The sequence below is a fragment of the Pontibacter amylolyticus genome (assembly GCF_014638845.1).
GTDB lineage: Bacteria > Bacteroidota > Bacteroidia > Cytophagales > Hymenobacteraceae > Pontibacter > Pontibacter amylolyticus.
In genome coordinates, this window is record NZ_BMFP01000005.1 from 434,026 (window position 1) to 453,980 (window position 19,955).

Sequence of the window (19,955 nt, forward strand, 5' to 3'; positions counted from 1 at the left end):
TGCTATAGAACAATATCATTTGCTATAAATGCAACAGCAGTAGCTACGCTAGATATAGGTAATAAACTGACATTAAAGTTACTGGAGCAAGAAACTACTCCACACTCAACAGCACCTCTAGCAACTCCGACCCGCCCATATCATCATCTGACACGACCACCAGCCTATACCTGCCCTTCCCTTCCCTTTTCTGTACCACCAGGGATTCTGCTTTGCCGGTATAGGGAGTACCATCTGCTTGCAGAATAGGCGTTGTGGGAATCTGTAGCGTGTCTTGCTTTCCGACCCACGTGAACGGGATATAGCCGATGTAACTGCCGAGCACTTCGCCGTCCGCGTAGGCGTCACTGGTATTTTCTAAGGAAGCGGTGAAGAACAGCTTGTCATCGTACACATAGGCGCCCGAGAAACCGGCTTGCAGGTGGTTAAGGCCGGGCAGGCGGAAGTAACTTATCTCGGATTGTGGCAACTGAGCACCGGTTTCTCCCAACAGAAAGGGTATGAACTCCGACAGGCGGTAAGAGATCAGCACGTTCTGGCCCGCGCCGATAGCGCGCTGCAACAAGTATAGCTTACCGTGCCCTGCCGCCACGCCTTCAATGTTGAGCAAACTTCCGCCCAGGGTATCGGCTTCCTGCTCGAGTTGCTGGTAGAGTTTGTCAAGGTCAATCGTTCGGGCACTGTGCATCCCCGCTCCTTCCCGGCAGATGTCGTCACCGCAAATGTTGTAGAGGTAGGCCTTGCGGCGGGCGGGCGCGGAGCCGGAACCCATCATCAACAGGTAGGGCTTGCCCTGGTACTGCAGGAGGGTCATACCTTCCAGGTCCACTTTTTCATCTTTGGCAATCCGGCCACTGCCAAAACCCGCCGTGTCAAAAATAGCCTCCTGCGATCCCAACCGAAAGTTTTTATCCAGGCGGTAGAGGTAGGGCGAATCATCTCCTACAACATAGTAGTGGTCTCCCAGCATCTCAAGGCCCGAGGCGGAAGGCACATTGTCATAGTGCAAAGTTTGTGTCAAGGTGGCTTTCATAGTGCGTTCAGGTAGAGCGGACTCACTGCTTAGGAGAGCAGAAGGCTGCTGGCAGGAGAGCAGCGGCAGAGACAGCAGGGCAAGGTATAGGAAACCAAAAATTCGATTCATAGAAATTGAACACAAAATAAGGTATAGCAGCAGCGGCTTTATTGAGAACGCACCCAGGGAGAGCATCCATCCTTAGCCACACAAGTTTACAAAAACCAATTTAGCCAGTGAATTTATACCTACGCAAAAGCCTGCGCAAGGTATAGAACAAGCCATAACACCGGGCACCAGACGGCTTTAAAAATATAAATCTTTTGGGAAGACTACATTTGATGGCAACTCCCCAAGAAGATTAGAAATATGTTATGGATTTTACAAAAATGGGGATAACTTTGCGACTTGATTCCAGAATTGTAATTTACCAGTAATACGTTCAGCCACTCAGACGATGAACCAAATGCCTGATGTAATCAGAACCATCCCGCTAGAATTTTACCTCTATTTCAGCACGGCCCTTTTCGCCATTGGCGTGATAGGGGTTCTCACCAGACGTAACGCCATTGTTATTTTCATGTGCGTAGAGCTGATGCTCAATGCCGTGAACCTCCTGATGGTCGCGCTGTCGTCTTATCGCTCTGACCCGAACGGACAAATCTTTGTGTTCTTCATCATGGCAGTGGCAGCGGCAGAAGTAACAGTTGGCCTGGCCATCATTGTGATGATTTACCGCAATATCCGCTCAACGGATGTGCAACTGATGAACTACCTGAAGTGGTAGCCGCACCCCCAATTAATCTGAATAGCTTAACTAAATCATACGCTAAATGCAAGAAGTAGTAATGCCCTTCAACAACCAGGAAATGGCGCTGCTGTGTTTGCTTGTTCCGCTCCTGCCGTTCATCGGCTTTCTGATTAACGGACTTGGCAACCGCAAATTGCCCAAGGCCCTTGTAGGGATGCTGGGCTCTGGCACGGTGCTGGCCTCGTTCCTTATCTCGGTATACCTGTTTATCGACTTCACCTCCAACGGCAGCCGCCCTTACATCGTGGACCTCTACAACTGGTTCACAGTAGGCAGCCTGGAGATCGGTTTCTCCTTCATGATCGACCAGCTCACGCTGCTGATGCTTTTGATGGTGACAGGCATCGGTTTCCTGATCCACGTGTACTCTGCCGGCTACATGAGCCACGACGAGGGCTACGGCAAGTTCTTCGCCTACCTCAACCTGTTCATGTTCTCGATGCTGGTGCTGGTGATGGGCTCTAACTACGTGATGATGTTCGTGGGCTGGGAAGGTGTGGGCCTCTGCTCTTACCTGCTGATCGGCTTCTGGAACAAGAACCACAACTATAACAACGCTGCCAAGAAAGCCTTCATCATGAACCGTATCGGTGACCTGGGCTTCCTGCTGGCTATCTTCCTGATCTTCATCACCTTCGGCAGCGTGAGCTTCCCGGAGGTGTTCCTGTCTGCCTCGCAGATGTCGGGCATGACCGACAGCGGTGTGATGATTGCCATTACCATGCTCCTGTTCGTGGGTGCGATGGGTAAGAGTGCGCAGATTCCACTCTTTACGTGGCTACCGGATGCGATGGCGGGTCCTACACCGGTTTCAGCCCTGATCCACGCCGCCACCATGGTGACGGCGGGTATTTACATGGTGCTTCGCTCGAACGTGCTGTATGTGCTGGCCCCGACTACGATGGAGTTTGTGGCGATCATCGGCTTGATCACTGCCCTGGTGGCCGCTACGATTGGCCTGGCGCAGAATGACATCAAGAAAGTACTGGCTTACTCTACTGTATCGCAGCTGGGCTTTATGTTCCTGGCGCTGGGTGTGATGGCCTTCTCTTCTTCTATCTTCCACGTACTCACGCATGCGTTCTTCAAAGCGCTGCTGTTCCTGGGTGCTGGTTCTGTGATCCACGCGATGAGCAACGAGCAGGATATCCGCAACATGGGTGGCCTGCGCAAGTGGCTGCCGATTACGTTTATTACCTTCCTGATCGGTACACTGGCTATTTCAGGTATACCACCGTTCGCTGGTTTCTTCTCGAAAGACGAATTGCTGGCGCACGTATACGAGCACAACAAGCTCATGTGGGTAGGAGGCTTGTTAGCTTCGTTCATGACGGCTTTCTACATGTTCCGCCTCCTGTTCTTGACTTTCTTCGGCAAGTTCCGCGGCACGGAAGCGCAGCGTTCGCACCTGCACGAGTCGCCCTCTTCCATGACCATTCCGCTGATCGTGCTGGCTATCCTTTCCACCATCGGTGGTTTTATCGGCCTGCCAGCTGTGTTCAGCGACACACATACCCTGGGCAACTTCCTGTCTCCTATTTATGACCTGGCCCGCCGTGCAAACGGTGCCGCCATGGAAGCGCCGCACATCGACCACGCGACGGAATACATGTTGATGGGAATTTCTGTAGTGGTTTCGCTGGTGGCAATCACTATTGCCTATGTGCTATATGTGAAGAAAGAAACAGTACCGGCTCCGGAAGGAACGCGCCTGTCTCCTATCCACAACCTGATCTATAACAAATACTACATCGACGAAATTTACGATACCGTGTTTGTTCGCCCGGTGATGGCGCTGTCAACTGCCCTGCACCGCTTCGTGGACGTGGTCGTAGTAGACGGAATTGTCAACGGCTTCGGCAAACTGGTGATGGCTTTCGGCCGCGTGCTGCGCCAGACACAGAGTGGCGTAACTGGCTTCTATGTGTTTGTGATGGTGGCCAGCATCGTTCTGATTCTATTTTTAAACTTCTTTATCGGTTAAGGTTCTAAGAAGATGATTACAGCTCTATTACTTTTCTGGCCTGCCCTAGCCGCCCTGCTGGTGCTGCTGATAAAAGGCGAAGGTGCCAAGAAAGTGGCTTTTATAGCAACGCTAGTTGAGTTTGCCATTGCCCTGTTTGCAACCGTAAACTTTGTTCCGGACGCCACCACACAGTTCGCCATCGACGTGCCGTGGGTGGAGCGCGCAGGTATAGGATTCAGCATCGGCATGGACGGCATCAGCCTACTGATGGTGCTCCTGACGACCTTCCTGGTGCCGCTTATCGTGCTTTCCTCTTTTAAACACGACTACAAGAACCCGCACGTGTTCTACGCGCTGGTGCTGTTCATGCAGACGGGTCTGATCGGGGTGTTCGTGGCAATGGACGCTTTCCTGTTCTACTTCTTCTGGGAAGTGGCCCTGATTCCGATCTACTTCATCGCAGCCATCTGGGGCGGAGCACGCAGAATACCGGTTACGTTCAAGTTCTTTGTGTATACGATTTTCGGTTCGCTCTTCATGCTGGCTGCCTTCGTATACCTATACTTCCAGACGGCTGGCACGGAGCTGGCAGCGCACTCTTCTAACGTGAACGCCTTCTACCAGTTGACGATGGACAGCGCGACGCAGAGCTGGATCTTCTGGTTCCTGTTCCTAGCCTTCGCCATTAAAATGCCGGTGTTCCCTTTCCATACCTGGCAGCCGGACACGTATACCGAATCTCCTACCCAAGCGACGATGTTGCTGGCCGGTATCATGCTGAAAATGGGTATCTACGGTGTCATTCGCTGGTTGCTGCCAGTGGTGCCGCTGGGCGTTAGTCAGTGGGCTGACACGGTGCTGGTACTTTCTATCATCGGTATCATCTACGGTTCTGTCATCGCCATCCGCCAGCACGACCTGAAGCGCCTGATCGCTTACTCTTCTATCGCACACGTTGGTTTGATCTCGGCGGGTATCTTCACCCTGAACGAGCAAGGTCTGCAGGGCGGCATGATTCAGATGCTGAGCCACGGTATAAACGTAGTAGGCCTGTTCTTCATCATCGACATCATCTTCCGCAGAACTAACACAAGAGAGATCTCCAACCTGGGCGGTATCACCCAGACGACGCCAGCGCTTTCGATCGTGTTCCTGATTCTGTTGATGGGTTCTATAGCGCTTCCACTTACAAACGGCTTCATCGGTGAGTTCCTGCTGCTGTCGGGTGTGTTCCAGTACAACTACATCTTCGGCGCTGTGGCGGGTATGACCATTATTCTGGCGGCGGTCTACATGCTGCGCATGTTCCAGGGTGTGATGTTCGGCACCAAGTCAGAGGCCACCGAAGGCTTCGCTGACCTGACCTTCCACGAGAAAGCTGTGTTGATCCCGCTGGTGATCATGGTCTTCTGGATCGGTCTGTTCCCGAACACATTCCTGAGCATTTCAGAGCCTGCGGTTGGACAGCTGCTGAGCATTATCAACCGATAGTCCGCAAAAAGAAACGATAATAAACGACATGATTTCGATTATACTTCTATCTGGATTTGGGATTATCAACCTCTTCGTAGGTTTCCTGAAATCTAAAAGAATCCTGTTGCCGCTGTCGCTGCTGTTTTTAGCGATCGTGTTCGGCATCAACCTGCTTGACTGGAACGACACGAAGAGCTACTTCGACAACATGATCACCATCGACAATTTTGCGGTGGCTTTCACGGGTATCATGGTGCTTTCGACGCTCCTGATTCTGCCCTTCACGCAGCACTACATCACCCGCAACGACGAAAACATCGGCGAACTCTACGCCCTGATCCTGTTCTCGCTGGTAGGCGCCATCATGATGGTGAGCTACAACAATATGCTGATGCTGTTCATAGGTATAGAGATCCTCTCGATTGCCATGTACGTGCTGGCAGGCAGCGACAAAAGGAGTCTGCGCTCCTCGGAGGCTGCCTTGAAATACTTCCTGATGGGTTCTTTCTTCACGGGTGTGATGCTGTTCGGCATCGTGATGGTATACGGCGCGACAGGTACTTTCAACATTGCGGAGATTGCCGGCTCAGCGGAAGCCATGGGCACAGGTGGCGTGAACAACGTGATGTTCATGCTGGGTGTGCTAATCATCATCATCGGTATCTCTTTCAAAGTTTCCGCCGCTCCTTTCCATTTCTGGACGCCTGACGTGTACGAGGGTACCCCAACGGTCTGGACGGCCTATATGTCAACCGTCGTAAAAACGGCTGGTGTAGCAGCTTTCTACAAGCTGATGGACGCTGCCTTTGCAGCTTCTTACCCAGGCTGGATGCCAACGCTGGTAGCCATTATCGTGCTGTCGCTCCTGATCGGTAACGTAGGCGCGGTGGTACAGCAAAGCATGAAGCGTATGCTGGCTTACTCCAGTATATCGCACGCAGGCTACCTGCTGATGACGCTGCTTGCATTCAATGAGCTATCCCGTTCATCCATCTTGTTCTACTCGTTCGCCTACTCCACTGCTTCTATCGCCGCTTTCGGTGTGCTGCAGCTTGTATCAAGACAGCGTCAGAGCGAGAACTACGAAGCCTTCAACGGCCTCGGCAAGACAAACCCACTGTTGGCTTTCTCGGTAACAGTGGCGATGCTGTCGCTGGCAGGTATACCGCTGACGGCTGGTTTCTTCGGTAAGTTCTTTGTGTTCTCTGCCCTGATCGAGCAACCCAATATGATGTGGCTGATTGTGGTAGCGGTGATTCTGGCTGCCGTGGGTATCTACTACTACTTCCGTGTGGTGATTGCCATGTACCTGCACCCTGTTGCAGAAGGCCATACCCCGATTAAGTCTACGAGCTTTATCAATGTCATGCTGATCATCATTACTGCCCTGACGATTCTGCTAGGTATAGCGCCTGCGCTGTTGAGTGATGTGCTGTAAGGTATAGCTGATGATATGGAAGCGGCTGCTCTGAGAAGGGCAGCCGCTTTTTTGTTTTTACCTATACTAATTTCCATACCTAACCGGCGTAGCAGCGCTTATAGGTATAGCAACCTGCTTTGCCCTGTAGCTTGCCCTGGCCGGGCGGGCCTCACTTTTTTCCTTGATGAAAAGAAAGAGGGCCCCTACCCCCAGTAAGCAAAAAAATCAAGACGCTCCAAACTCGCTGAACGCTCGAACAGTGGAGCGCCGAAAAGTGCACCCGGCTAAGGCTGTTTGCTTCATAGCTCCCGGGGCAAGTTAGTCTTGCTAAACCTGCCAGTGGTGTGTACTGTGATTTGAACAACGAAGCCTATACCTGAGAAGTAGTAGTTACAAAAACTCCCCGCCTTAGACAAGGAGGGGTTAGGGGTGGTTGGACCCGGTACTGCACAGAAACTGCTGTTACTACGAGGCCTATACCTTGAACTAGCAATGGCAGAGATTCCCCTCTCGGGAGGGGCAGGGGTGGGTTGTAGTGACTGCCTAACCTCCCTTCCACCAAGATCCTTTCAGTATGACAGACAGAGAAGGCAGAGTCCCCCTTTCAAGCAGGCAGGGGGAAGACAATCATGCACGAAAATCCTGTCAATCCCTAAATCCTGTAAATCCTGATTCAGACAAAAAAAGGCTGCCCTTACGGACAGCCTTTCCTTATTTCTGTATACCTATACCTTACGACGGCAGGTGCTTCATTTTGATATGCAACTCATCCAGCTGCGTGTTTGCAATCGGCGCTGGTGCATCGATCATCACATCGCGGCCTGAGTTGTTTTTCGGGAAGGCGATGTAGTCGCGGATGGAGTCGGAGCCGCCGAAGAGCGAGCACAGACGGTCGAAGCCGAAGGCGATGCCACCGTGTGGAGGCGCCCCATACTCAAAGGCGTCCATCAGGAAGCCGAACTGCGCTTTGGCCTCGTCGTTGGAGAAGCCCAGCAGGCGGAACATCTGCTCCTGCAGACGGCGGTCGTGGATACGGATAGAGCCTCCTCCTACTTCCACCCCGTTGATCACCATGTCATAGGCATTGGCGCGGATGTCGCCCGGACGGTCATCAATTAGTTCGAGGTCTTCCGGCTTCGGCGACGTGAACGGGTGGTGCATGGCATGGTAACGGTTGCTGTCCTCGTCCCACTCCAATAGCGGGAAGTCTACTACCCACAGCGGTGAGAACACGTTTTTGTCACGCAGTCCCATACGCTCGCCTATCTCTAGTCGAAGCTCGTTGAGGGCTTTGCGGGTTTTGTCTTTGCCGCCAGCCAGCACCAACAGCAAATCGCCAGGCTCAGCATTGAAGGCCGTGGCCCATCCCTGCAGGTCTTCCAGGGTATAGAATTTATCAACTGATGACTTCACGGTACCGTCCTCCTGCACACGGGCGTATACCAAACCAGTCGCTCCGATCTGCGGGCGCTTCACGAAATCGGTCAGTTCGTCGAGTTGCTTGCGGGTATAGCTGGCAGCGCCTTTGGCGTTTATACCTACTACCAGTTCAGCATCATCGAATACCTTGAAGCCTTTGTTCTTCACAATCGGATTGAGCTCCACGAAACGCATGTCGAAGCGGGTATCCGGCTTGTCGGAGCCGTAGAATTTCATGGCATCGGCATACGTCATGCGCGGCAGTTTTTCGATGTGTACGCCTTTCACTTTCAGGAACAAGTGGCGGATCAGACCTTCAAACGTGTTCAGGATATCCTCCTGGGTCACGAAGGAAAGTTCGCAGTCAATCTGGGTGAATTCCGGCTGACGGTCGGCACGCAGGTCCTCGTCGCGGAAACACTTCACGATCTGGTAGTACTTGTCGAAGCCCGACACCATCAGCAATTGCTTGAAGGTCTGTGGCGACTGCGGCAGGGCGTAGAACTCGCCTGGGTTCATGCGGCTTGGCACCACAAAGTCGCGGGCTCCTTCCGGCGTTGACTTGATCAGCACCGGCGTTTCTACTTCAATGAAATAATGCTCGTCCAGGTATGAGCGCACGGCGCGCATCATCTGGTGGCGCAGCTCGAGGTTGCGGCGCACAGGGGTGCGGCGCAGGTCGAGGTAGCGGTACTTCATGCGCAGGTCGTCGCCGCCGTCTGTCTCATCCTCGATCATGAACGGAGGCAACTTGGCGGCGTTGAGCACTTCTATTTTAGTGGCATGAATCTCGATGTCGCCGGTCGGGATCTTGTCGTTTTTGGAGTAGCGCTCGATCACTTTGCCTACCACCCTGATCACGTACTCGCGGCCGAGCCCACGGGCGGCCTCAAAAAGGTGGGCCGACGTGACACCGTCTTCAAATGTAAGCTGCGTAATGCCGTAGCGGTCGCGCAGGTCGATCCAGAGCATGCCGCCCTTGTCGCGCAGGCGTTGCACCCAGCCTGTCAGTATAACCTCTTCGCCTACATTGTCTAATCTTAGTTCGCCGCAAGTATGTGTCCGGAGCATAAATGTCGTTTTGTTATGATATAGTGCAAAAGTAATAATTGTTTCACTGCCATGCCTCGAAAAACAAGGCCAGAGGAGGGATAATCTTGCAAGGCTAATCTCAGGTTTACCTAATTACGTTATTATACCTGTAACTGAAATTGCCTGTAACAAGAATCATTGTCATGAACCGTAGTTTGTTCACCTTCCGAAACATTGCCCTGGCAGTCATACTGCTTGCGTTGCTGCTGATGTTGGTAGGCTAAATTCAGCCCTATTCGCTGCCCAATAGCGCGCGCATGCGCTTCACGTTATTGACCTGTATGGCGTCGGGCTCCATCTCCAGCATTTTAGCGATGCTTCCTTTCGATTTACCTCCAAACAGCACCACCTGCAAACCCTGCGCGCGCGCGCGCAACAGCTGCTCCCGGCTCACGTGCTTGCCATTAGCCGTCACACCGTGCAGTTGGTTGTCGAGCGCCTGCTTTGCCGTCAGGTCGAAATCCTCGCCGGCGTCCAGCATCAGCATAGCCTCCGGTTCGAGTTCGCGCACCGTATGCAGTATGGCCGGGTCATTAAAAATAAAGGCTAGTTTCTCAACAGGGTAGTTGTATTTACGAAGCAAATTCAGAACTGATTTAGCATAGAAAGCATTTTGGGTTGCGTCCTGGTTTCGGATGTCGATGTGCAGGTAGGGCAACTCCGGATAGGTCTGGAAACGTTGCAGCATGGCCTCCATCGTGATGATCTTCTCGTCGTGAAACAGGTCGTAGAGCGGGCCGCCCTTATACCTGAGCCCCACCACCTCTGCTGCCGGCAGTTCTGCAATCACGCCTGTCCCTTCGCTCATCGTCTCCAGCGTATTGTCATGGTAGAGGATGGGCACGCCGTCCTGGCTCACATGTACATCTACCTCTACCCCATCGGCGCCGTCTTCTTCCATGGCCTGCACGATGGAGGCCATGCTGTTGGCAGGCAGGGGATTATAAGGGTTTAAGGGAGAGAAAAAGCCGGAGCCGGCATGCCCCATCACCAGAATGTTGCGGGAGTAAATGCCTGATTCGGGTTGCAGCATGTTGTACACACTCAACGAGAGCGCTGCTATACCTAACACCAGGATAAGCAAGGTGGTGCTTTTGCGGTTCAGGAAGGATGCTTTTTGCTTCGGCTCAGTCAAATTCATACACAAACTTAAGTGTATATCCTGTAACTTTGGAACGGATTTTCTTAAAAAATCATAGGCCAATCCATATTCTAGCACACTGCCTTATGTCTTTCTCTCCTCAAACTGCTTCCGAAAAGCTCGCCACGGCTGATCAGGTCGGCGTCCATAACCGGCTGATGGTGCCGCTGTCGCTCATCATGCTGATCGCGTTTGTCATTCGCATGGTGGCCGCTTTCTTTTCGAAGGGCTTTGCGTTTCACGACGATCACTTCGACGTGATCACGATTGCGCAGCATTGGCTCTATGGCCTGCCTTCGTGGCTGCACGAGCCGTTGCCGCCGCGCCACAGCATGTTCTATGCAGGTATACACTACGGGTTGTTTTACCTGATGGAGAGTGTGGGCATTACGAATCCGGATACCAAAATGACCATGGTGCGAGTGTTGCACGGGCTGTACTCACTGCTGATCGTGTACTATGGCTATAAGATCACGGAGCGGCTTTCCAACCAGGCCAATGCCCGCATTGTGGGGTTGATGCTGGCACTGATGTGGTTTATGCCTTTTATGAGTGTGCGTAACCTGGTTGAGATGGTGTGCATCCCGCCATACCTGGCCGCTTTCTATTTTATGCTGAAGCAGGATGACCGCAAAAAGAGCCTGCACTTCCTGTGGGCGGGGGCACTGTTTGCGCTGGCCTTTGTGCTGCGTTACCACACGGTCCTTTTTGCGGTAGGCGCAGGCCTGGTGCTGCTATACCGCCGCCAGTGGAAAGAGACCGCCTGGCTGGTGCTGGGCTTCCTGCTGATGGCAACGCTTGTTCAGGGCACGATCGACCTGATCTTCTTCGATTACCCTTTTCACTCGGTCATTACTTATTTCTTCTACAACGCCGACAATGCCTACAATTACAGCACCGGACCGGTGTACCGTTTCCTGCTGACCATACTGGGCTTTATGGTGCCGCCCATTAGCGTATACCTGCTGCTGGGCTACAGCCGCACGGCCAGGTTGGCACCGATGCTCTTCTGGGGCGGGCTGCTGTTCTTTGTGGTGCACTCCCTGTTCCCGAACAAGCAGGAGCGCTTCATTCTGCCGCTCTTCCCGCTCATTATGATTTTGGGCGTCATCGGCTGGCAGGACTTCGTGCGTACTTCTAAATTCTGGCAGGGCCGTAAAAAGCTACTAGCCGCCAGTTGGGCCTTCTTCTGGATCCTCAACATTGTGGTGGCCGTGGCCATGTCCTTTACCTACACCAAAAAGAGCCGCATTGCCCCGCTCGTATACCTGTCGGAGAAGCAGGACATGGACGCTGTCTTGCTCGAGTTTGGCAATTCGTCTATGAAGCAGCCGCCGCTCTATTACCTGAATCGCCTGGCAGCCGAGTTTCATGAGTACCACTTCAACGAAAAGCGCGACTGGGACGCGTATAAGACCGGCAAGACGCTTCCAAAGGATTTTGCGATGACCTACAGCCTGAACGGAGAAAAGTCGCTGGACAGCCTGCAAACGGAGCTCAGCCTATACCCTTACCAACCCGACTATGTGGTGGTGGTAGGCCAGAAAGACATGGAAGAGCGCATGCAGCGCATCCATAGCCTCTACCCTGCGCTGGAGCTGGAAACGACTATCACACCTTCGCTCTACGACCGGGTGCTGCACTTTCTCAACCCTCGCGTGCACAAGGACGAGCGTGTGCGTATCTACCGCATCCTGGGCCAGTAACTAGCGGGTAAAGGTATAGAGGTAGTTGAGCAGGAAGTTCCAGATAAACACCAGCACGATGGCGATGAATTTAGAGAAGTAGAAGTTGAGCTTCCCTTTTTCGGTGAGCAGGTAGATGATCAGGTTGTTGAGGATCAGTCCGGCCACGGCCACCAGCAGGAACTTGGAAAACTGCCAGCCTATTTCGGGGTCGCGGCTGTGGAAGGTCCAGAGGCGGTTGAGGATGTAGTTGTTGATGCTGGCCAGTATAAAGCCGAGGCTGTTGGCCACATACTTGTTCCAGCGCAGCCTTTCCTTGGCCAGAAAAGTAACACCAAAATCAATGATGAGCCCTGTAAAGCCTACCAGACCAAACTTCAGGAATTTAAGAAAGAGCGCACTTATACCTTCGGACATGCCGGCAGTTGGGGTCTACAACTGATTTAACTTGCAAAATAGCATACAAAATTAAGCAATTAGCAGATAGTGACAAATCTATTCTGTTGAGACAACTACTGGGTTGGTCGAGTAAAAAGGGTGATTTGTATAGTATATTTTGAAATATCCGTCCCAATGCCTTATTTCGTAGGGCATGGGTAAATTTCTGCTGCACTTCGGTCGGGGAAACCGCCCTCCTGGTAACTGATCAGGCCTCTAATGAAAATTTATGTTATCTTTGCGCTACCATCACGAAGGCAGTGCAAAGTTACCTATCCGGTGGGCTGCTAATTCGCTACCGCATTTCTTTAAGCTACTGTAAACTTTTTAGCGTAAGGTTTGGTTAGGAAGTTAACCATGCGAAGCCACGCGCTATAACTCTGAATATCAATTTAAAGACATTGCCAGGAGCTCCCCGCTCCGGCAATTATAGGCATACTTGTTTAAGGTGAGATGTAAGTAAGTTGCCAAATGCAACCAAAAAGCACAACAACACAACCAAAGAGAAGCCATACCTGCTAGGTATGGCTTCTTTTGTTTCAGCAGCCTGCTGCGCCACTGACTCCGGTATACCTGCTTTGGAGGTCAAGTCACCCAGGTGTTTTTGGATCGTAGTGCTCATGGCTGGGCTATTCTGCGGCGCTTTCTGGCCTTTTAGCAGGTTCATGATGCCGCCGGCACCTCCACCCGAGGCCCCTTTTTTCAGCCCCTCCTCCACATGGTTCCGGGCCAGGTGTACTGACTGGTTGGCCTGCTGCGGGTCTAGCTTGAACTTGTCTTGCATCTCGCCGGTCAGTTGCCCTTTTACACTGTTGATGATGTTTCCTAACATAGCTTTTACGTTGAGATGGCACTTAATTTCAGGCAGCTGGAATTATACGGTTGCGTCCAGCTGTTACTTTTCTAACGTCATCCACCAACAGCAGATATAAACCCGACAGGTATACATCAGGCACTGCTTCGACTTTGGCAAAATAATTGCACCGCTCCCTCACAGTGTTTATTATTTGATACCTTTGCTCCAACAACCCTATGAACATGCGCTACCTAGCCTTCTTAGCTATCATTCTTATTGCCGGCGTCACGCTTGCCGACACTAAATTAAAGAAGACCCAGATCACCAAAGAGGTGAGCATCATGCTGCCCCGCGATTTCACCCCGCTCCATGACGAGGGCATTGCCAGCAAGTACCCGGCTGCCAACCGACCGGTTGCCGTCTACTCAAGCCCAAACGGTCAGGTTGACTTCAGCATGACCCAGAAGCGCTCCCAGTTTCGCGCGCACGATCTGAAGATGCTCCGCGAAGTGTACAAGGCCAACCTGCTGGAGCGCTTCACGAAAGTGGACTTTATAAGAGACGAGGTAGCCAACATCAATGGCCGCGACTACATCTTGTTTGAGTTTGTGTCGGTGATGGCCGATGAGCGCAGCGGCAGCCACCTGGCGCCGGTGCAGAAGTACAGCATCATGCTCTACACGGTACAGGGCAATCAGCTGATGGTGTTCTCGCTGCACATGCCCTTCATGATGAAGAACGACTGGCAGGACACCGCCCGCGAGGTGATGGGCTCCCTGAAGATAAAGACAAAATAGACTACTCCGTATACCTGATCGTAAAGGCCTCTCCCTTGCCGGAGTGGCCTTTTTTTTGTATCTTGTGAAAAGCGAACTCTTAAACCTATACCTGTGGACTTACTATCTATACACAGCGACGACCACTATATGCAGGAGGCCTACCGGCAGGCAACCTACGCCTTTGAGGAGGGGGAAATCCCGATCGGGGCTGTGGTGGTGAGCAACAACCGCATCATTGCCAAAGCCTACAACCAGACCGAGAAGCTGAACGACGTGACCGCCCACGCCGAAATGCTGGCGCTCACGGCGGCAGCCGAGTACCTGGGCAACAAGTACCTCAACGACTGCACGCTGTTTGTAACAGTGGAGCCCTGCGTGATGTGTGCGGGCGCCAGCTACTGGGCACAGCTTAAAAGGGTGGTGTACGGAACATCTGAGCCCAAGCGTGGGTATAGGAGAGTAGGCAACCTGCTGCACCCCAAGACCGAAATGGTAAGCGGCGTAATGGCGCAGGAGTGTGCCGAGCTGATGGCCTCTTTCTTTGCAGCCAAAAGAAAATAGCTATCTTTGAAACTCGCATTTCAAACGCATACGTACACCCATAAATCTGTACGCATGCTATTATTCACATATAAAACCACATAAAACTATGGCTTTCGAATTACCGAAACTACCTTACGCCTACGACGCGCTGGAACCACATATTGACGCGCGCACCATGGAAATCCACCATACAAAACACCACCAGGCTTACACCGACAACCTGAACAAGGCGATCGCGGGTACTGAGATGGAGAACATGAGCATCGAGGAGATCATGCAAAATGTGAAGGAGGACAACAAAGCGGTTCGCAACAACGGCGGTGGCTACTACAACCACAACCTGTTCTGGGAAATCCTGTCGCCAAACGGCGGCGGTCAGCCTTCCGGTGAACTGGCAGACGCGATCAACTCCACTTTTGGTTCTTTCGACCAGTTTAAGGAGAAATTCAATGCTGCGGCGGCTACCCGTTTCGGCTCTGGCTGGGCCTGGCTGTGCGTAAAAGACGGCAAGCTGGAAATCTGCTCTACGCCTAACCAGGACAACACGCTGATGTCGTTCGCAGAAGGTTGCGGCGGCCAGCCGATCCTGGGCCTCGACGTATGGGAGCACGCCTACTACCTTAACTACCAGAACCGTCGTCCGGACTACATCAACGCTTTCTGGAACGTGGTGAACTGGGAGGAAGTAACCCGTCGCTATAACGAAGCGAAGTAAGGTATACCTGATACCTCAAAAACAAGAAAGCCCTACCTGAAAAGGTGGGGCTTTCTTGTTTCTCAGGCCTCGAGGTGTCTTTAGACCCGCGAGCGTCTAACAGATCGGCTTTGACCAAACAGGTATAGGTATAGTCGGGACTGTTAGCTTAGACACTCGCGGGAGCTGCGCACACCGCGAGGTCTTTATTACTTCTTCGCAACTTGCTTGTTGCTTTTATATGCTTCCACGCCAGCATCCAGGAACTTCACAAAGTTTTCCACACTCAGGTCGTAGGCAATTGGCTTTACCAGTACGTTCTCGTTCTCGTCCATCAGCACATAGTAGGGCTGGGCGTTTACGTTGAACTTCGTGATCTGGTAGTCGGCGTATTTCTTACCGAGGGTCTTTTTCTCTTTGCCGTCGTACTCGCTGGTATACCATTCGCTTTCCGGCAGCTCGCTCTTGTCATCCACGTAGAGGGCAGCGATCACGTAATCTTCCTGCAGGCGGCGCAGCACCTCGGGGTGCGACCACACGTTGGCCTCCATCTCACGGCAGTTCACGCAACCGTGGCCCGTGAAGTCGATAAAGATCGGCTTGCCTTGCTCAGCGGCGCAGCGCTTGGCCTGCTCCAGGTCGAAGTAGCCCTGCAGGCCATGCGGCAGGTGCAGGAAATCGGCATACTTCGGTGGCTCGCAGAGTTGGTTAGTGGAGGTATACTGCGCGGAACTTCCTCCACCGCTCTGGCGCACCAGGGCGTTGATATCGAAGTCGTGGGTGGACTGCGGCGGCAGGTAACCAGACAAAGCTTTCAGCGGTGCTCCGAACATACCCGGAATCAGGTATACCACGAAAGCAAAGGTCGCGATGGCCATGAAAACGCGCGGCACGCTGATGTAGGGTAGATCCGAGTCGTGGGCGAACTTGAGCTTACCCAATAGGTAGAAGCCCATCAGGGTGAAAATAACGATCCAGAGCGCCAAGTATACCTCACGGTCGAGGATGCCCCAATGGTATACCTGATCGGCAATGCTCAAAAACTTAAGCGCCAGGGCCAGTTCCAGGAAGCCCAGCACCACTTTCACGGAGTTAAGCCAGCCACCCGACTTCGGCAGACTGCTCAGCCAGGACGGGAAAATGGCGAACAGGGTAAACGGTAAGGCAAAAGCCAGCGAGAAGCCGAACATGCCCATGACCGGGCGCAGCGTCTCACCGCCGGCAGAAGCCACCAGGATACTGCCCACGATCGGTCCCGTGCACGAAAAGGACACCAGCACCAGCGTAAAAGCCATGAAAAACACGCCCAGAACACCGCCCTTATCCGCCTGCGCATCGGCTTTGTTCAGCCAGGAACTTGGCAGCGTAATCTCGAACAAGCCCAGGAAAGACATGCCGAAAATCACGAACACAGCGAAAAAGAGCACGTTAGGCAGCCAGTGCGTGCTCAGGAAGTTAGCCCCGTCGGCCCCAAACAGCTTGGCAACCACGGTACCGGCTACGGTATAGATGGCGATGATGGAGATCCCGTACAGCAGGGCCTTACCGATGGCCTGCGCCCGGCTCTGGCTACTGCCTGTAAAGAAGCTCACCGTCATGGGCACCATCGGGAACACGCAGGGCGTGAGCAGAGCCACCAGGCCGGAACCGAAAGCGATCAGCATAAACGTCCAGATGTTTCCTCCGGACGCATCTTCGTTTGAAAAATCGATCAGGGCGGGCGTTACGGTTTCGGCAGTTCCTTCAGTCTCCAGGCCCTGCTCAGCGGCCAGTACGGAGTCCTGACTTAGAGTGGGCGGCTCGGCTGTATCCACACCATCCGGGGCGGTGGCTTGGGTCGTGGCCTGCTCAGGAGCCTGCTCTATGGCTTCAGCTGGTGTTTGGGCAGGCGTAGAGGTTGGCGTTGCCGAGCCGCTGGCGGCTGTTACTTTGATCTGCGCATTGGTAAAGGCAAAGTCATCATCAAACGGAATACACTTGCCGTCGATGTCGGTGCATACCTGGTACTCGTAAGAGCCTTTCACGACCAGATCGGGCTGCAGCACCTTTACTTTCTGCCTGAACTGGGCGGTGCCTACAAAGTAGGTATACTCTCCCTCCCACAGCTCGTCGTATTTCTTTTTGGGATTTACAGGCTTGATCTTGCCCACCAGTTGGTAGGACGGGTGCTTTTCGAACTTAAACTCCGTCACCATCGGGCCCAGGTCCGGATCAAAATCAGATGAGTAGAGGTACCAATCCTTGTCTATTTTAACATTGAAAATGAGTTCGACCTCCTCACCTACCTTGACTTCCTTCTTGGAAACATCGTAGCTCCAGGAAGCAGGCTTCAGTACCTGTGCCTGCACCGTTTGCGCTGCCAAAGTCATCAGGAACACCAGCAGCCAGGGCAGGCGAAGCGCCAGCCTCAAATTATTTCTCATAAGGGTATGCCTAGTTAATGCTTAAGATCACAGGCGCCCGAAGGCGCCACTACAAAAGTACAAATTTTGGACGAAAGCCCCATCTGTACAGCGGCATCGTTCCAGCCTTAAAGACAGATGACCCGCAATGCCCTGCCAATGCCGCCCTCAGTGGCATGAATAACAGAAAGCAACGGCGGGTTGTTTCCAGACAGGCCAGCAAACTGGCGGCTTTACCACATACCTGTCTTCAGAAGCTGTATGCAAGCAAACCAAGACACTGATAATCAACACACTTACGTTCACCCTGTATTACTTACCGTTCACGGATATCAGAGGTATGATGGGCACTTCTACGGAATCTTACACCTCGTCTGAACGTCTATTCTATATCAGTTATCAGCAACCCTAACTTCCAAAACTATGAATACAAACTTTCAGCCACGGGAATCCACCTCCATTAAAACTGTCTGCGGCAGAGAGCTTGGTTCTACTTTTAAGGCGATCAAGCTGGCGCGCGATGGGAGGCACAATTTCCACATTGTGTACCGCACTTTATCAGACGAATTCATATACTCCTTCTGCAATCCCTTCCTCGATGCTTCTTCAGAGCATGATTATAGAATAATTTCCGAAGAAGAGGCCAGGGCTATCTTCATGCCGTTGCTTTCTCCGGAAAATGCCCGCGAGTTGTTTAACACCGCCCAGGCACCCGCCATGCAGGTTCAATACTAGCCAACTGAAGATGTATCAACAAGAAAAGGTGCCCTGTGGCACCTTTTCTTGTTTTGGCCTTTTGCCATCCTATGCCGGGGCGCAGATTCTGATTCTCGTTAATAGCACGTACATATATATTAAAAACACGTAATTTAGCTTAATTTTACGCAGCCGGAAGCAAACCGTGCCGTAACACACTATGGTCCTAAACATCTTACTCACTATATTTCTGGTATTGCTCAACGGCTTCTTTGTGGCGGCTGAGTTTGCAATCGTGAAGGTGCGCGCCTCACAGATTGAACTGCGGGCCCAGGCGGGCAGCTCGATGGCCAGGCTGGCCCAGCACATGCTCACCCACCTCGACGCCTACCTCTCGGCCACGCAGCTCGGCATTACGCTGGCCTCGCTCGGACTGGGTTGGATAGGCGAAAGTGTGGTGTCCCAGATCGTGATCAACGTGATGAATTTCTTTGGCTACGAGGGAAGCGTAGAACTGGCCCACAGAATAGCGCTGCCGATCTCCTTTGCCATCATTACGGTGCTGCACATTGTGTTTGGTGAATTGGCTCCTAAGTCGCTCGCCATTCAGCGCTCCGAGGCCACTACGCTCGCTATTACACTGCCGCTCCGTTTTTTCTACTACCTGTTCAGGCCTTTTATCTGGATCCTCAACGGATTTGCCAACCTGGTGCTGCGCTCGATGGGGATACGCCCGGTGCATGGCTCCGAGGTGCACTCGCCTGAAGAACTGCGCCTGCTCTTTGAGCAAAGCGCCGAGGGTGGTTTGCTGGTCGACTCGCAGCATGAACTTCTTGAAAACGTGTTTGAGTTCAACGAGCGCATGGTCAAGCAGATCATGGTGCCCCGTACCCGCATGGTGGCCATCGACGTGAACATACCGGAGCCGGAGCTGATGGAGATCATTTTCGAGGAGGGCTATTCCAGACTTCCGGTCTACGACGGCTCGATCGATAATATTGTCGGCGTGCTTTACGTGAAAGACATTCTGAGCCTGATGCGATTGAATGAACCGATCATTATTGAGAAGCTGATGCGCCCGGCCTATTTTGTGCCGGAGACCAAAAAGATCCCGCGCCTGCTGCAGCAGTTCCAGCGCCGCCACATGCACATGGCCATCGTTACCGACGAATTTGGCGGGGTGTCGGGCATCGTGACCATAGAGGACATCATTGAGGAGCTGGTGGGCGAAATTCAGGATGAATACGATGAGGAGGTGCCTATTGTGGAGCGTATAGGTGACTTTGAATATCGTGTGAACGGCGGAGCCCCTGTTTCGGATGTGAACGATTACCTGCCCTTTCCGATACCCGAAGGCGAAGACTATGAAACGATAGGCGGTTTTGTAACCATGCTCTACGGCCACATACCTGACGATTTGAACGAGGCCACTGATTTTAACGAATACCAGATCAGAGTACTTGACAAATCGGATCGACGCGTAGAATGGGTGCTCTTCACAGTAAAGGAAGACTTTCACTCCCAGATAGAGCCGCAGACAGAAGAACCAAACCATTAAAACAAAGGCTATACCTGCCCGGTATAG

The 19,955-nt window shown here is 52.6% G+C and carries 16 protein-coding genes; 10 read left to right on the top strand and 6 right to left on the bottom strand.

Going from position 1 to position 19,955, the window contains the following annotated elements; translation table 11 throughout:
• Positions 1-94: 94 nt before the first annotated feature.
• Positions 95-1,033 carry a DUF6929 family protein gene (locus tag IEV97_RS14805; protein WP_188502251.1) on the bottom strand — a complete coding sequence of 313 codons (939 nt, stop codon included), beginning with the start codon at positions 1,031-1,033 and terminating at the stop codon, positions 95-97.
• Between the two features lie 439 nt (positions 1,034-1,472).
• On the opposite strand from IEV97_RS14805, the gene nuoK reads away from it, so the two are divergent.
• Genes nuoK through IEV97_RS14825 form a run of 4 tightly spaced genes read left to right on the top strand, consistent with a single transcriptional unit; the run spans position 1,473 to position 6,703 of the window.
• Positions 1,473-1,802, top strand: a complete 330-nt coding sequence (nuoK, locus tag IEV97_RS14810) for an NADH-quinone oxidoreductase subunit NuoK (protein ID WP_188502252.1) — start codon at positions 1,473-1,475, stop codon at positions 1,800-1,802.
• A gap of 46 nt (positions 1,803-1,848) precedes the next feature.
• Complete coding sequence (gene nuoL, locus IEV97_RS14815) at positions 1,849-3,810, top strand: NADH-quinone oxidoreductase subunit L (protein ID WP_229733964.1); 1,962 nt, start codon at positions 1,849-1,851, stop codon at positions 3,808-3,810.
• A 12-nt stretch (positions 3,811-3,822) separates the two neighbouring features.
• Positions 3,823-5,283: a complex I subunit 4 family protein gene (locus tag IEV97_RS14820; protein ID WP_188502253.1), complete on the top strand. Its 1,461-nt coding sequence runs from the start codon at positions 3,823-3,825 to the stop codon at positions 5,281-5,283.
• A 28-nt stretch (positions 5,284-5,311) separates the two neighbouring features.
• A complete protein-coding gene (locus IEV97_RS14825; protein WP_188502254.1) occupies positions 5,312-6,703 on the top strand; it encodes an NADH-quinone oxidoreductase subunit N in 1,392 nt (463 codons plus the stop codon).
• 714 nt (positions 6,704-7,417) lie between these two features.
• Here the strand turns inward: IEV97_RS14825 and aspS are convergent.
• Both aspS and IEV97_RS14835 read right to left on the bottom strand, forming a co-directional pair.
• On the bottom strand, positions 7,418-9,175 hold the full coding sequence (gene aspS / locus IEV97_RS14830; protein ID WP_188502255.1) for an aspartate--tRNA ligase: 1,758 nt from the start codon (positions 9,173-9,175) through the stop codon (positions 7,418-7,420).
• Positions 9,176-9,428: 253 nt separating this feature from the next.
• A complete protein-coding gene (locus tag IEV97_RS14835) occupies positions 9,429-10,337 on the bottom strand; it encodes a glycerophosphodiester phosphodiesterase (protein WP_188502256.1) in 909 nt (302 codons plus the stop codon).
• Between the two features lie 86 nt (positions 10,338-10,423).
• On the opposite strand from IEV97_RS14835, the gene IEV97_RS14840 reads away from it, so the two are divergent.
• Complete coding sequence (locus IEV97_RS14840) at positions 10,424-12,043, top strand: glycosyltransferase family 39 protein (protein ID WP_188502257.1); 1,620 nt, start codon at positions 10,424-10,426, stop codon at positions 12,041-12,043.
• Here IEV97_RS14840 and IEV97_RS14845 read toward each other — a convergent pair whose 3' ends face one another.
• Together IEV97_RS14845 and IEV97_RS14850 are read right to left on the bottom strand one after the other, a co-directional pair.
• Positions 12,044-12,439 (bottom strand): GtrA family protein, encoded by a 396-nt coding sequence (locus IEV97_RS14845; protein ID WP_188502258.1) that lies wholly within the window; start codon positions 12,437-12,439, stop codon positions 12,044-12,046.
• A gap of 448 nt (positions 12,440-12,887) precedes the next feature.
• Positions 12,888-13,292: a hypothetical protein gene (locus IEV97_RS14850; RefSeq protein ID WP_188502259.1), complete on the bottom strand. Its 405-nt coding sequence runs from the start codon at positions 13,290-13,292 to the stop codon at positions 12,888-12,890.
• A 206-nt stretch (positions 13,293-13,498) separates the two neighbouring features.
• Between IEV97_RS14850 and IEV97_RS14855 the strand changes: the two genes are divergently transcribed.
• The 3 genes from IEV97_RS14855 (at position 13,499) to IEV97_RS14865 (ending at position 15,293) form a co-directional block, all read left to right on the top strand.
• The gene (locus tag IEV97_RS14855) at positions 13,499-14,053 is read left to right on the top strand and encodes a hypothetical protein (RefSeq protein ID WP_188502260.1); all 555 of its coding nucleotides are present in this window, start codon (positions 13,499-13,501) and stop codon (positions 14,051-14,053) included.
• Between the two features lie 93 nt (positions 14,054-14,146).
• Positions 14,147-14,596 carry a nucleoside deaminase gene (locus IEV97_RS14860; RefSeq protein ID WP_262890299.1) on the top strand — a complete coding sequence of 150 codons (450 nt, stop codon included), beginning with the start codon at positions 14,147-14,149 and terminating at the stop codon, positions 14,594-14,596.
• 88 nt (positions 14,597-14,684) lie between these two features.
• Positions 14,685-15,293 (top strand): superoxide dismutase, encoded by a 609-nt coding sequence (locus IEV97_RS14865; RefSeq protein ID WP_188502261.1) that lies wholly within the window; start codon positions 14,685-14,687, stop codon positions 15,291-15,293.
• Positions 15,294-15,481: 188 nt separating this feature from the next.
• On the opposite strand, the gene IEV97_RS14870 is transcribed toward IEV97_RS14865, so the two are convergent.
• Positions 15,482-17,695 carry a cytochrome c biogenesis protein CcdA gene (locus IEV97_RS14870; RefSeq protein WP_188502262.1) on the bottom strand — a complete coding sequence of 738 codons (2,214 nt, stop codon included), beginning with the start codon at positions 17,693-17,695 and terminating at the stop codon, positions 15,482-15,484.
• Positions 17,696-18,097: 402 nt separating this feature from the next.
• Here IEV97_RS14870 and IEV97_RS14875 point away from each other — a divergent pair, with 402 nt between their 5' ends.
• Together IEV97_RS14875 and IEV97_RS14880 are read left to right on the top strand one after the other, a co-directional pair.
• On the top strand, positions 18,098-18,409 hold the full coding sequence (locus IEV97_RS14875; protein WP_188502263.1) for a hypothetical protein: 312 nt from the start codon (positions 18,098-18,100) through the stop codon (positions 18,407-18,409).
• Positions 18,410-18,590: 181 nt separating this feature from the next.
• Positions 18,591-19,928 carry a hemolysin family protein gene (locus tag IEV97_RS14880; protein ID WP_188502264.1) on the top strand — a complete coding sequence of 446 codons (1,338 nt, stop codon included), beginning with the start codon at positions 18,591-18,593 and terminating at the stop codon, positions 19,926-19,928.
• Positions 19,929-19,955: the final 27 nt, after the last annotated feature.